The organism is Ruegeria sp. ABV3_008, from assembly GCF_056161185.1.
This window is the reverse complement of the sequence record NZ_JBSWYP010000015.1, coordinates 19,197-32,214: the sequence shown is the minus strand read 5'-3', so window position 1 is coordinate 32,214 and position 13,018 is coordinate 19,197. Positions and strand designations below refer to the sequence as shown.

Sequence of the window (13,018 nt, the reverse complement as noted above, 5' to 3'; positions counted from 1 at the left end):
CCATCACCATTCACTTCGACGGGGAGGAGCATGAATGGTATTGGGAGATACAGATCAGATTGTACCCTCAAGCGATCCTTCGAGTTGCGCCAGTTCCTGGCCGCCTGCCATGAGATCCTGCAACTCTTCAGGACTGATTTCGCCACGCTTCGCCGTTCCGAGGGTTTTGCCACGGTTGAGTACGGTGAAGCGGTCACCTACTGCGAGCGCATGACGTACGTTGTGACTGATGAAGACCACACCCACACCCTGCGAGCGCACTTTGTCGATTGTCGCCAGAACGTTCGATGTTTGCCGCACACCTAGCGCAGAAGTTGGTTCATCAAGGATCAAAACTTTGGCCCCGAAATACACCGCACGGGCAATGGCAACCGTCTGCCGTTCGCCCCCGGACAACGTGCCAACCGCCTGATCCGGGCCGCGCAGATTGATCCCCATCTTGCGCATCTCGTTCATGGTGATCTCATTGGCCTTGTCCACATCGAACCGCTTGGCCAGACCGCGCCCCTTCGTCGGTTCGCGTCCCATGAAGAAGTTGCGCGAAACAGACATGAGCGGGATCATGGCAAGATCCTGGAACACCGTCGCAATGCCTGCCTCCATGGAGTCTCGCGGGGTGGCAAAACTCATGGGCTTGCCTTCGAACAGGATTTCTCCGTGCGTGGGCTGGTGCACACCTGACATCGTCTTGATGAAAGTCGACTTACCAGCGCCGTTGTCACCCAAGAGGCAATGGCACTCACCCGGACGAATGTCGAAGCTGACACCGGCAAGCGCGATGATGTTGCCGAAGTGCTTCTCAATGTCCTTCATCTGGACGATTGGTGCCACGTTGTCATTCACGTCGCCGTGGTGGAATTTGCTGTCTTCGGTCATATCAACGCTCCCCCGTGACGCGTTTGCGAATGGCATTGTTGAAAAGAACCGCGATCAGGAGCATGCCGCCCAGGAAGACCTGGAACCAATCCTGGTCAAAGTCGGTGTACGTGAGGCCGATCACCACCATGCCGAAGATGATCGAGCCGAAAAAGGCCCCAATGGCAGATCCGTAGCCGCCGGTCAGAAGGCAGCCGCCGATCACCGCGGCGATGATCGCCTCGAATTCCTTCTGGAAACCGCGACGCGCGTCGGTCGAGCCTGCGTCGATCACGGTGATGATGGCGACAAGCGCGGCGCAGCAAGCCGTGACCATGAAGAGCGAGATCTTGACCCGGTTGACCGGCACGCCGGAATTCGAGGCTGCGGTGCTGTCACCACCCGCCGCGAAGATCCAGTTGCCGGCGGGCGTGCGCAGCAGGATATAAGTTGCGACCAGCGCAAGAACGATGAACCACAAAATCTCAACTGGAATACCAGCAACCTTGGGAGCGCCATTCTTGAAAGTCTCGACCAGACCGCGTTCGGCCAGCCAGGCAAAGAGCCCCGGGAAGGCATCCCCGGAAAAAACAGGCGCGAGCCAATCGTTCTCGGCCGCATCGCGTACGCCGCGCAACTGGGTGGAGCCACCGGACGCCCACTTCAAGCCGACGAGCGACAGACCGCGCAGGATGAAAAGAAACGCAAGGGTCACGATGAAGGACGGCAAGCCAGACCGGATCACGATGACCCCGTTGATCGCGCCTACAAAGGCCGAGAACAGGAAAGTCAGAGGAATGGCGACAACCAGGGGCAAGCCCCAAACCATCACGCAGACCCCAAAGAACAGCCCGGCGAAGGCAACCATCGATCCGATAGAAAGGTCGAACTCGCCGCCGATCATCAGCATCGCGGCGCCGATGGCGAGGATGCCAAGCTGTGCGGCGGGTGTCAGAAAGTTAATAATGCCAGAGGTCGTGAACATCGCGCTATCGGCGGTAATCACGAAGAAGATAGCCACCAGCACAACACCCGCGATGGCGCCAAGCTCAGGCCGTTTCATCAGGCGCGAGAGCAAAGGCTCCGCCTTGATCCTCTCGTCTGCCATTGAATTCGGTGTCGTGTCGCTCATTGGATTTCCTCCCCCTTTGGCTTGTGAGTGGCGCAAGCCTGCGCCACTCACTTTTGTTCTTTGCTAAAGGCTTAGCGGATGCCTTGAGCTGACAGCTCGATCACTTGCGCGGCCTTGTCGGCGGTGATCAGGTTCGGGCCGGAAGCCACGTCGCCACCCGGCATCAGGCCGTACTTGGCCTGCAACGCCATGATAGAGACGCCCATGTAGCCCTGCAGGTACTGCTGCTGGTCCAGAGCGAAGGCGGCATCGCCGTCAACGATCGACTGCAGGAAGCCAGCCGAAAGGTCGAACGTGGCGACATTCACGTCGCGGCCCGAAGCTTTCGCTGCAGCAACGGAAGGCTCACCAGCCGTGGATGCGCCCAGTGCCATCACGGTGTCGACGCTTTCGTCGGATGCCAGAGCAGCGGCAACCTTGGATTCGATTTCCGCCGGATCGTTGGTAGTCGGCAGAACCGTCACGGTGCCGCCGAAACCTTCCTCAAAGCCAGCACAGCGCTGGTCGAGAGAGATGTTGCCGACTTCCTGGTTCACGCAAAGCGCGTTCGTGCCTCCCATTTCGGCAAGCGCTGCACCAGCGGCGACACCTGCGTCATATTCGTCCTGGCCGACATGCATCGCCGTGCCCAGCTCTTTGCCCTGCGCACCACCGGCGTTGATGGTGATGACGGGGATGCCAGCCGCAATCGCACGTTCAACCGACGGCCCGAGCGCATCGGGGTCGGGGAACGAGATGATCAAGCCATCGGGCTCTTCGTTCACAGCAGCGTCGATCAACTGCGACATCAGAACCATGTCGAAGGTTTCGGGCGAGTTGTAAGACACGTTTGCGCCGGTATCGGCGGCAGCCTGATCGACGCCCGCTTTGACGACGGACCAGAAAGCATCGTTTGCCTGACCGTGGACAACAACCGAGATGTCTTGTGCCACAGCTGGTGCTGTCACGGCGATCGCAGTTGCGGCGATGGCGCCTTTTATAAAAGTTTTCATTTGGGATCCTCCCCTGGTTTGTCTTTCACGCCGGTCACCCGGCGGCTCTTTCACGCGACTCCGTCGCGCATTTCGCATCGCCCAGAGAGGACGAGTGCCTCTTGTCAGGCCGCCTCCCCGCGACCCGAAATCTCAAGAATGTCTGCCATCGCGACCGGCTGTCCGGTCTTCGCCGACTGGGTTGCAGCCTCAGCCATGGCCAGTGCTGCGACGCCGTCGTGCAGGTTGACCGGCATCTCCGACTTGCCCTGAACGGCTTCAACGAAAGCGGCCCATTCGGCCTTGTAGGCGGGCATGTACCGTTCGAGGAAAAAGTATGTCGGTTTAGCGCTGTTCACGCCGGCCGTCGTGGATTTCACCAGTGTGTTCTCGAGCACATTCTGTGCCTGAAGCAGACCTTCAGAGCCCAACACCTCGACCCGCTGGTCATATCCATAGACCGCGCGCCGGGAGTTCTTGATCACTGCGATGCGACCGTCTGCATAAGTCAGCGTTACCGCAGCGGTGTCGACGTCACCTGCCGCGCCGATGGAGGGATCGACGATCGATGTCCCGATTGCACTTACGGACACCGGCGTATCGCCCATGATGAAGTTCGCCATATCAAAGTCATGAATCATCATGTCCCGGAACAAACCTCCTGAGACCTTGATGTACTCGACCGGTGGCGGAGCGGGGTCAAAAGACGTGATCGACAGCAACTCTGGCTTGCCGATCTCACCGGCGTCGATGGCGGCCTTGAGCGCGCCGAAGCTCGGATCGAAGCGGCGGTTGAAACCGATCATGATGTGTGACGCCTTGTCACCGACATTGCCAAGACAGGCTGACGCGCGTTGGAGGCTTAGGTCCACAGGCTTTTCGCACAAGACCGCCTTGCCAGCCGCGGCGGCTGCCTCGATCAGGTCGGAATGTGTATCGGTCGACGTCGCGATAAGGACGGCATCAATGGAGCTGTCTGCGATGATCTCATCCGAGGATCGAACCTCGCAGCCATGGCTCTTCGCGAGAGCCTGGGCGCTTTTATCAAATGCATCCGAAACTGCGACGAGTTCGCTCTCCGGATGCGAAGAAATCGCCTGTGCGTGAACATTTCCGATGCGCCCTGCGCCGAGCAATCCAACCCGCATCCTGAGACCTCCCGATTCTCGTTTAAGAGGGAGCATCAATGATTTTGCACCCGCGTGCAAGAAATTTCTGCACGCGGGTGCAAACCTCTGCTATTCTTACGCTGAGCACCGGACACGGATCGCTTGTGATTCCAAGAGTTTCGAAAACAGGGAGGTCGGCGAAAAAGATGAACGATCAGGGCGGCTCCATAACGGCAGATGACGTGGCAGCGCTTGCTGGCGTGTCCCGCTGGACAGTGAATCGCGCCTTTAAGAAGGACGCGTCAATCTCCGCCAGATCACGCGAAAAAGTCATGACGGCAGCCGAGGAACTCGGCTATGTCCCGGATCTTCTGGCAGCAAGCCTGGCCACTGACCGAACCAATCTGGTGGCACTTCTGGTCGATGACTTTGCCAACCCGCACAAGCTGATCATGATGGAACGCCTAACACGCATATTACGAAGGAACGGCTACGACACCCTGCTCGTCAACACGAACGACGAAGAAGACGCCTCGGCCGCTCTGCTCAATGCAAGCCAAAGGCGGGTCGATGCGGCCGTTCTCATTGGGGTCAGTTTCAATGACCAAAGCCTTGAAACTGCGCTCGGGGCCAAGAGGGTCAAGAAACTGATCGTCTTTGCCCGGATGTCCAGCAATGACGAGACGATCTCGATCTGCTGCGATGATCGTGCCGCCATGACCGCGATTACGCAGCATGTCTTCTTGGCGGGCTATCGCAATCCGTTGTTCATCGCAGGCCCGCAATCTCAATCGGCACATCTTCAACGGAAGGAAACATTCCTTTCGCAATGGGAAAAGACCACCGGCTCACGTCCCAAATTTGCGTCAGTCGAGCGGTATGATCCCAAAATGGCATACGATCTTGTGTCTGAGTGGTTCCGGGATACACCAAAGTCAGAGCTACCGGATGTTCTGGTCTGCGAAAACGATGCGCTGGCTATGGGAGCGATTGATGCGATCCGCTTTGAGCTCGGTCTGCGCGTGCCAGAGGACATCGCTGTTACTGGTTTTGACAACGCTCCTCAAGCCTCGAGCCCGCACTATGAATTGACAACGTATCGCCAGCCTCTGACGGAAATGGCAGATGCGTTGGTGGATGTCCTTGAGGGCAAGAAACGCACCAAGAAGTTAAACGCGTTTCTCGGAAACTTGATTATCCGAAAGAGCGCATAGGCTGCTCTTTGATCAAGGGTCTCAAAGGTGCTTGCCAGGCGCGCAGTCCGGCGCTCGAGATTGATCGCCGTAGTATCGGCAGCTCGTGCCGCTGAATAACCCTTACAAGCTGTGACCGTCATCTTCATGGATGTGAATGGCCTGTTCTGGGGTATGGGCAATCTCTTGCACCACGGCGGCAATCTTGCTGTATGAAACTTGGTGCAGCTCACCGACAACGGCCTCAGCGCGCTCGTAACTGTCCGGAAGGATGTGTCGCAAACTTTTTGTCTGGATTTACGAGCCCACAGGTTCCGACGTTAGTTCTTAGCGTATAGTTCTGTAACAGGTTTCAGCATGATCTCATTGAAGGGCTGTCATTTTCCAAAGGATGCGGTTTTGTACGCCGTGTATTTCTATTTGCGATTTACAGTGTCGTTTCGTGATTTGGAAGAGATCATGGCCGTACGCGGCGTGAATGTGGACCACGCAACTCTCACCAGGTGGGTCGTGAAATATTCACCAATAGTTGCTGAGCGAGCGCAATCGAAAAAACGCCCAACGCTGAGCTCTTGGCGCATGGACGACATACATTCGTGTTCGCGGCAAATGGATTTATCTCTATAGAGCCGTCGAGAAGATCCCGGCGCCATAAATAAGCACTTGGCGGCAAAACGCCTGATAACCGTCAAGGCTAAATATCTTTTTATGGAAAAGAGCCTGGATGCTTTCAGCGCTAGGCATGGGGTTAAGTGCCTTCAATTGTTACTGCTCGAGGACCAAGTCTTCCAAGTTCCATCTGGGTCAGCATTCTCGGGAGGAGTTGAAAATGCTGACCCAGTGCGTTGGCGCTCCCTGTTGATTTTTCGCCGCCGCTAGTACTGACCTACTCTGGGAGGAGCGAGAGCCAGTAATCCAGTTGTTGTTTCATGCTAAGTTCTCCTATTGTACCAATTGATACGAGCCTCCGAACGAATTAACTCATTCGCTTTGCATCAGCTTTTCCGCGTATTTGGGTATTTCAGTTCTAGAAATGCCGATTTCACAAAGCTGGGAATCGCTGAGCTGGGAAAGTGCCGACATCATCCGAGCGTATTGATAGGTCTTCAAAGAGGATTTTAGATGCGATGTAAGCCTGGCCCAAATCAAAGCCAACAAGTTGTTCTTGGATTGCCAAATAGGGGACGGGTGCAAGCTATTTGCCATTTGCAGCCTCCTTAGCAAGCATTTTGATATTGCTACGGGGGACACCGATATCCGAAAGGTCGCGATCCGTGAGGACGGAAAGCTCATAGTAGGTGCTCCGATAAACCTTTTGGTACGCCAAGAAGCTTTGCACCCTATTGTTTGCTTGCTCAAACAATGTGCGGCCAGCCTCCAGAACGGCTATTGGACGAGCTATTGCGGGTAAATGTGCCATTGTTACACCTCAGCCATTGCTGCATCGCAGCGTATCTGCTGCATTGCAGAATTAGGAGATTTTGATAGCGCTCACAATCACGGTTTTGGAACAGCCCCCTTGCCAAAGTGGCATAGTTGGTAGGTGTCGATGGATATCGCTTCACAAATGTTGATGTTTGCGACCGTGGTTGACCACGGAAGCATTTCGGCTGCCGCGCGATCGTTAGGGCAGACGCCATCGGCGGTGAGCAAACAGATCAGCCTTCTCGAGAACCACGTAAAGCATCGTTTACTCAACCGCGTGAGAACCGGTGTTATTCCAACGCAAGAAGGGCAAGAGTTTTATGACCGCTGCAAAGCGATGGCCGCCAAGTTCAAAGAGGCCCAAGACCTGATTTCACAACTGGACGGAAATCCTAGAGGAAATTTGAAAGTCGCATCTACTGTGGCGTTTGGAAAATCACAATTGATCCCAGCGTTGCCAAAGTTCTTGGACCAGTTTCCTGATGTACAAGTGGCGCTAGACATTACGGACCGGAATATTGATTTGCAGACCGAGGGTTATGACGCAGTCGTTTGCTTTGCCGAGCAAGCTAAAGATCCGGACACCATTTCCCGCAGGATAATGAGCAGCCATCGGGTCTTATGCGCGGCCCCTTCATATTTGGCTCGCCACGGAGCCCCTGAAAGCTTCTCTGATCTTTCGAGCCATAACTGTCTTAGGGTTTCCCAAGGTGATGGGCGCAATTATTGGCGGAATCAGAACCCGAGCGACACGCAGGACTTTGAGGTGCAAGGTCGTTTTCAGGGGAACAGTACAGACGTCATTTTTAAAGCGACCTTGGCCGGAATGGGGATCGCAAGGCTTCCCTCTTACTTGGCGGAAGAGAAGTTCAAATCCGGTGAATTGGTGCATGTCCTCGAAGAATACGCTCCTCCAAGCACTGAGATTGTCGCCATGTTTGCGGACCGAAGAAACTTGGCGCCAAAAACGCGCGCCTTTATCGAATTTCTTGTTCAAGAGTTTGGTGGCCGCTCGGTTAGAGCTCAAAGCTAAGCCTCGAAAAAAATCGCTTGCTAAAGTTCAAGAAATAGCAAGGGGTTCGGAGACACAAGAATTTGGTTTACCAGCACACAAAGAAAGCTTCACACCAACGAGAAAATTCTTTGAAACCAACGGTTTTGACATTCGGTGGATGCCTCGAGCTGAAATTGCTGAGCACAGCTATGGCGTTCGATATGAACATACAAAAGGGCTTTGTTGCGCAAAGAGCCTGAAGCCCGGACTTCCCCTTTCCCCGGACGCACTTATCCTGTGGGCTCTGTGACCGGTATGCCGAGCGCGGTGTAGCCGTTCAGGACGGCTGCGCGGATCTGGAGTTCGGCGACCTGACGCCCGAAGTCGCGCGCCATGAGGCTCTGCCCCAACAGCTTCACGCAGTGCATCTTCGTTTCGGCGCGACTGCGGCGGTGGTATCCGCTCCATTTTCGCCAGATGGCACGGCCAAGGTATTTCGAGGCGCGCAGCGCCTCGTTGCGGGCGATAGCGCCTGCTGTCGATGGCTTCCACGGTTTTGCGTTCTTGCGCGGCGGGATGACGGCGTGGGCACCCCGGTCTGCGATGGCGTTGTGGCATTTGCGCGTGTCATACGCCCCGTCTGCGGTGACCGAGGCGATCTCGACATCGACCGGGATCTGGCTGAGTAGTTCAGGCAGCATGGGCGCATCGCCGATGTTGCTACCGGTGATTTCGATGGCGCGGATCTCCAGCGTCTGTTCGTCGACGCCGATGTGGATCTTGCGCCAGAGACGGCGTTTCGCGCCGCCATGCTTGCGGGCATGCCATTCGCCTTCGCCCTCCGCCTTGATGCCGGTGCTGTCGATCAGAAGGTTCAGGGGACCTTGCGAGCCGCGATAGGGGATGGAAACCGCGAGGGTCTTCTGACGCCTGCTCAGCGTGCTGAAATCCGGCACCGACCAGTCGAGGCCGACCAGGCGCAGCAGGCTCTCCACGAAGCCCGTGGTCTGCCTGAGGGCCATGCCGAAGAGGACCTTCATCGTCAGGCATGTCTGGATCGCAGCGTCGCTATACTGCGGCTGCCGGCCTTGCTTACCGGTCGGCGGCGGCACCCAGACCATGTCCGGATCAAACCAGATCGTCAGGGAGCCACGCTGCTTGAGGGCTTCATTGTAGGCTGGCCAGTTCTTGGTCTTGTAGCTCGGCGGGATAGGTCTGCTCATGCAGACCAGCTACCACGCTGGATTCACGAGATGAATCCCTCACCCAGCCTTTGCGCAACAAAGCCGCGCGGACGTTGTAACCGCTCTGGGATTGCCAGGCCATTCGCCCGTGGGTGGCGATGTGCTCGATATGAGCATCGCGCTGGTCGCTCAGGCCCGGAACGGCGTTTGTGGGCGGTGGGATGATGATCTCGACATCCAGCCCGAAGGACTTGGCCAGACACTCAGAAACACCGAGGCCGTCATAGGCACCGTCAGCAAGAAATCGGGCGACGGGGGTTTCGATCCCGTTGATCAGATCCGGCAACGCGGTCTCATCGCCAACATGCTCGGTGGTCAGCGTTGAGGCGACAATCTCACCGCTATCCGGATCAAATCCCACATGCAGCTTGCGCCAGGATTTGCGGGTCTTTCCCGCCCCGTGCTTGGCTTCTTGCCAGCCCGAGCCGCGATGGATTTTCAACCCCGTGCTGTCCACGATCAGGGTAAGCGGCCCGTTTGATTGCTGCCTGGTGTCTTCCACAGAAATGCCAGTTCCCCTGCGCGACAGCGTCGAGAAATCCGGCACCGGCAGATCCAGATCCATCAACTTGAGGAGCGAGCGGGCGAAGCCCTGCGTCTGCCGCAGAGGTTGGTGAAAGATCAGCCCAAGGGTCAGGCAAACTTCGATCGCAAAGTCGGAATATCTCGCCCGACCACCGCGGGCCTTGCGCTTCGGTGCCCTCCATTTCCCGGCAGCACCCTCTTCAAACCAGATCGTCACATCCCCACGACACCGCAGCGCCTCATTGTATTCCGACCAGTTGGTCACCCGATACTTCGCCTTCGGGAACCTGTCTCGGCGCGTGGCATTGTACTTGTGCGGCATTCAGGGCAACCTTCCGGAAAGAGTGCCTGCTTACTGACCAAAATTTCGGATCCGTGCAACAAGATGTCTGACGTTCATGAACGCGAAGATGAGATCGGCCCATTCACCATCAAGATACACCCGTCAACAAGTCACGTGGCATCACGTAACCATTCGACCTTCGGCAGGGCGCTGAGCGGCACTATTTCTCCGGTGTTTCACTTATCTGCCCAGCGTTGAAACACGGATTGACCGTCGTCGGCTTGCTTTTTTGATTAAAGCACACGAAGAACTTTGATAACAAAAACGGTCAAGAGCGTCTAAGGCTTGGCCTTTTCGAACTTCTCGCTAACGATCTCGAGTATTCTGTTCCTTTGGATTTTCCCCGATGGACCTTTGGGAAGATCCGGCAAGATATGAACTTCGTCGGGAGATTTGAAACGGCCCAGCTTGGTTTCACAAATCTGCAATAGGGTCAGCGACGTCAGCTCGGATCCGTCCCGGATTTTGACGGCGGCCTCGACAGTTTCACCATAGCTGCGACAGGGGCGCGCAAAAGCTGCAGCTTCGACAACATCGGGATGGGAGTACAGTGCCTCGTCGATCTCACGCGGGGCGATGTTTTCCCCGCCTTTGATGATCAGTTCTTTCAGGCGACCGGTGACATAGACATACCCATCCTCATCCATACGCGCGAGGTCACCCGTACGCAGCCAGCCGTCGGCTGTAAACGTTCCTGCAGTCGCATCCGGGTTCTTGAGGTATTCAAGCATGACATTAGGTCCGCGTATGACCAGTTCACCCTCGGTCCCATGTGGAACCGGTTGCTGGTTTAGGTCCAGAATCGCGGCGTCATTTCCAAACGCAACACCTGGTGAGCCGATCTTACGCACGCCCGGCGGAAGGGGGTTCGACAGGATCTGCGCTGCGGTTTCCGTAAGCCCCATCGTTTCGACAATGGGAACCTCGAACCGCTCTTCAAATGCGCGTTGCACATCAGGGGCCAGCGCGGAGGACGCGGACCGCCCGAACCGCAACTGCTGTCGCGTCTGGGCATCCGGGTTGGTGTCGGAATGCAGCAGATGAGAGATGATGGTCGGGACCACCGAAAACCACGTCGCCTGCGTTTTCCGGACGTTGTCCCAGAACCGGCTGGCCGAAAACCGTTCGCACATGGCCAGCGATCCGCCCGAGACGAGCGTTCCCATCACAGTCACGCAAAGCCCGTTGATGTGGTAGATCGGCAAAACGCAAAAGCCACGGTCCACGTCTGACAGCTCGTGCGCGACGGCGGTGGTCCAGCCGCCAGCCAACAGGCTGGAATGGGTGTGAACGACACCTTTGGGACGGCCGGTCGTGCCTGACGTGTACATGAGCAGGGCGTGATCGTCAGGCATCAGGTCATAAAGCTCGGCAGTGGCGTCACCGGCGTCGGTGACTTGCAAAGCCGTGGTTGCTGAAGGGTCGGCGGTTCGGTCAAACAACGCGTTTTGATCCGGGTGCACAAAGGCAAAGCGCGCGCCGCTGTGTTCAAGTGCGTAGGCCACGGCACTGTCGCCCGCAACAAGATTGATCATGGTTGCCCGGAACCCACCACACAGAACGCCGAACAAAGCAATCAGCGCCTCGCGGCAGTTGGGATACACTAGGGCGACGCTTTCACCTTTTTGCACGCCTAGCTGGGTCAACATGCTTGCCACGTTTCGGGACGAGTTGCGCAGTTCCGCCCAGCTTAGATTCGGCGCGCCATCGGGGAACACAAACCCGGTTCCGCCCTGATCGGCCCTCTGGTCCAGCCAGTCGCGGACTGTGCCTTTTGGCGGTTCCATCATTGCCCGGCCTCCTGCCAATACGCACCGAAAACATCCTCTAGCGCGGGTTCGCGGGGGGCTATTTCACGCACGATTTTGGTGGTTTGGACAAAGTGCCGCCAATGCAGGTTGGTATCGATTGAGTTTCCGCCCCAGCTGCCGCATCCCATAGAAAGCGAAAAGGGCATGCCATTGTTAAAGCTGCCACCGGTGGCAAATGTATGCGCCTGATTGACTATGACCCTGCAGGTCGGCAGCTCGCGACCAAGCTCGACCGCGCGCGCGTCGTCGCTGGTGTGAATGCCGACCGAATGCCCGGCCCCCTGATGGGCCAGAACGCGCGCTGCGGTGGCTTTAGCGGCGGCATAGTCCGAGGCACGGTACAGGGCCAGAACCCGGCTTAGCTTCTCCCCGGACAGGGGGTGATCGGGGCCAATCCCGTCGGTTTCAACCGCCAGAAACTTGGTGCCTTCGGGGACTTTCCCGGCCACCCCCAGCGCCTCAAGCATCTTGTCGGCGTCCTGAGCGATGGCTGACCGGTTGAGGTGCCCGTCCGGCCAAAGCCGCAAAACGATCCCTGCTTCGTCAGAGGCCGGAACCAGCGCGCCGCCCTCGGCAGTCATCGCAGTGACAAAATCGTCATAGACCGCGTCCACCACAACGACGGCATTTTCGGACGAGCAGGAGGTCGCGTTGTCGAAACACTTCGAGGCCGTGATCTTGGCCGCTGCGGCCTGCAGATCGGCAGTCTCGTCGACAATCACCGTGACATTGCCAGCCCCAACGGCCACCGCCGGCGTACCGCAGGATTGTGCGCGATGAACATTGTTTTGGCTGCCGGTGCAGATCACCCGGTCAACAGCCTCCATCAACCGTTGTGTCTTGGCCTTTGACCCGGGCGCAGGCAGCATCTGCACCAGATCGCGATTAAGCCCAAGCTTGTCGAATTCGGCATGAATGTAGTCAAGCAGCATTTCGCAGGACGCAACACCTTTGGGGGACGGCGCCACCACGATGGCATTGCCGCCCTTGAGTGCGTTGATGATGTTGTTGGCCGGCGTCGCGGCAGGGTTGGTCGACGGCACAACCGCACCAATCACGCCGATGGCGCGCGCGATCTCGGTGATACCTGTTGCCGGATCATCGCTGATAATCCCGTGCGTATTGGCGTCGGCTATATCGCGCAGCAACCCGAGCGTCTTGCGGTGGTTCTTGGTGATCTTGTCGGGCACGTTACCCAGGCCGGTGGTTTCCACGGCCAGTTCGGCAAGGGCCCGGTTGCGTTCCGGTTCCATGATGGCCCATCCCGCTGCAAGTGCCGCTTTGTCATATAGCGCCTGACTACCACTGGCTTCGAAAGCAGACTGAGCGGCACGCGCCCGTTCGACGATCCGGTCCACTTCGGCAATTTCGGGGGCAATCCCGTCCTGAGCGTTCATCTTGGTCCTCGATAGATTG

Annotated in this window: 13 protein-coding genes and 1 pseudogene; 3 read left to right on the top strand and 11 right to left on the bottom strand. The window is 57.2% G+C overall.

Translation table 11 applies throughout. The features are described 5' to 3' along the window. Positions 1-54 precede the first annotated feature (54 nt). The 4 genes from ACXAH8_RS20510 to iolG form a co-directional block, all read right to left on the bottom strand. Positions 55-876, bottom strand: coding sequence for an ATP-binding cassette domain-containing protein (locus tag ACXAH8_RS20510; RefSeq protein WP_475190510.1), 822 nt, complete (start codon positions 874-876; stop codon positions 55-57). A 1-nt stretch (position 877) separates the two neighbouring features. Beyond that, positions 878-1,987 carry an ABC transporter permease gene (locus ACXAH8_RS20505; protein ID WP_475220415.1) on the bottom strand — a complete coding sequence of 370 codons (1,110 nt, stop codon included), beginning with the start codon at positions 1,985-1,987 and terminating at the stop codon, positions 878-880. 71 nt (positions 1,988-2,058) lie between these two features. Beyond that, a complete protein-coding gene (locus ACXAH8_RS20500; protein ID WP_475220414.1) occupies positions 2,059-2,979 on the bottom strand; it encodes a substrate-binding domain-containing protein in 921 nt (306 codons plus the stop codon). A 104-nt stretch (positions 2,980-3,083) separates the two neighbouring features. Further along, positions 3,084-4,106: an inositol 2-dehydrogenase gene (gene iolG / locus ACXAH8_RS20495; RefSeq protein ID WP_475220413.1), complete on the bottom strand. Its 1,023-nt coding sequence runs from the start codon at positions 4,104-4,106 to the stop codon at positions 3,084-3,086. A gap of 167 nt (positions 4,107-4,273) precedes the next feature. Here iolG and ACXAH8_RS20490 point away from each other — a divergent pair, with 167 nt between their 5' ends. After that, positions 4,274-5,281 (top strand): LacI family DNA-binding transcriptional regulator, encoded by a 1,008-nt coding sequence (locus ACXAH8_RS20490; protein ID WP_475220412.1) that lies wholly within the window; start codon positions 4,274-4,276, stop codon positions 5,279-5,281. A gap of 102 nt (positions 5,282-5,383) precedes the next feature. Here the strand turns inward: ACXAH8_RS20490 and ACXAH8_RS20485 are convergent, their stop codons facing one another. Beyond that, a complete protein-coding gene (locus ACXAH8_RS20485; RefSeq protein WP_475220411.1) occupies positions 5,384-5,542 on the bottom strand; it encodes a hypothetical protein in 159 nt (52 codons plus the stop codon). A 75-nt stretch (positions 5,543-5,617) separates the two neighbouring features. Here ACXAH8_RS20485 and ACXAH8_RS20480 point away from each other — a divergent pair. Beyond that, positions 5,618-5,900 (top strand): annotated as a pseudogene (locus ACXAH8_RS20480) (DDE-type integrase/transposase/recombinase); the annotation flags it as partial. A gap of 341 nt (positions 5,901-6,241) precedes the next feature. Here the strand turns inward: ACXAH8_RS20480 and ACXAH8_RS20475 are convergent. Together ACXAH8_RS20475 and ACXAH8_RS20470 are read right to left on the bottom strand one after the other, a co-directional pair. Further along, entirely contained in the window at positions 6,242-6,466 is a 225-nt protein-coding gene (locus ACXAH8_RS20475) for a DUF1127 domain-containing protein (protein ID WP_475190522.1), read from the bottom strand. Further along, positions 6,456-6,680, bottom strand: a complete 225-nt coding sequence (locus tag ACXAH8_RS20470) for a YjiS-like domain-containing protein (RefSeq protein ID WP_475190524.1) — start codon at positions 6,678-6,680, stop codon at positions 6,456-6,458. The genes ACXAH8_RS20475 and ACXAH8_RS20470 overlap by 11 nt, the downstream gene beginning before the upstream one ends. Before the next feature lie 129 nt (positions 6,681-6,809). On the opposite strand from ACXAH8_RS20470, the gene ACXAH8_RS20465 reads away from it, so the two are divergent. After that, the gene (locus ACXAH8_RS20465) at positions 6,810-7,718 is read left to right on the top strand and encodes a LysR family transcriptional regulator (protein WP_475190527.1); all 909 of its coding nucleotides are present in this window, start codon (positions 6,810-6,812) and stop codon (positions 7,716-7,718) included. 251 nt (positions 7,719-7,969) lie between these two features. Here ACXAH8_RS20465 and ACXAH8_RS20460 read toward each other — a convergent pair whose 3' ends face one another. The 4 genes from ACXAH8_RS20460 to sauS all read right to left on the bottom strand — a co-directional run bounded on the left by ACXAH8_RS20460 (position 7,970) and on the right by sauS (position 12,999). After that, positions 7,970-8,902, bottom strand: a complete 933-nt coding sequence (locus ACXAH8_RS20460; RefSeq protein WP_475220410.1) for an IS5 family transposase — start codon at positions 8,900-8,902, stop codon at positions 7,970-7,972. Beyond that, on the bottom strand, positions 8,847-9,770 hold the full coding sequence (locus ACXAH8_RS20455; protein ID WP_475220409.1) for an IS5 family transposase: 924 nt from the start codon (positions 9,768-9,770) through the stop codon (positions 8,847-8,849). The genes ACXAH8_RS20460 and ACXAH8_RS20455 overlap by 56 nt, the downstream gene beginning before the upstream one ends. Before the next feature lie 299 nt (positions 9,771-10,069). Continuing rightward, the gene (locus ACXAH8_RS20450) at positions 10,070-11,581 is read right to left on the bottom strand and encodes an AMP-binding protein (protein ID WP_152459980.1); all 1,512 of its coding nucleotides are present in this window, start codon (positions 11,579-11,581) and stop codon (positions 10,070-10,072) included. After that, complete coding sequence (gene sauS, locus ACXAH8_RS20445) at positions 11,578-12,999, bottom strand: acylating sulfoacetaldehyde dehydrogenase (RefSeq protein WP_475220408.1); 1,422 nt, start codon at positions 12,997-12,999, stop codon at positions 11,578-11,580. The genes ACXAH8_RS20450 and sauS overlap by 4 nt, the downstream gene beginning before the upstream one ends. Positions 13,000-13,018: the final 19 nt, after the last annotated feature.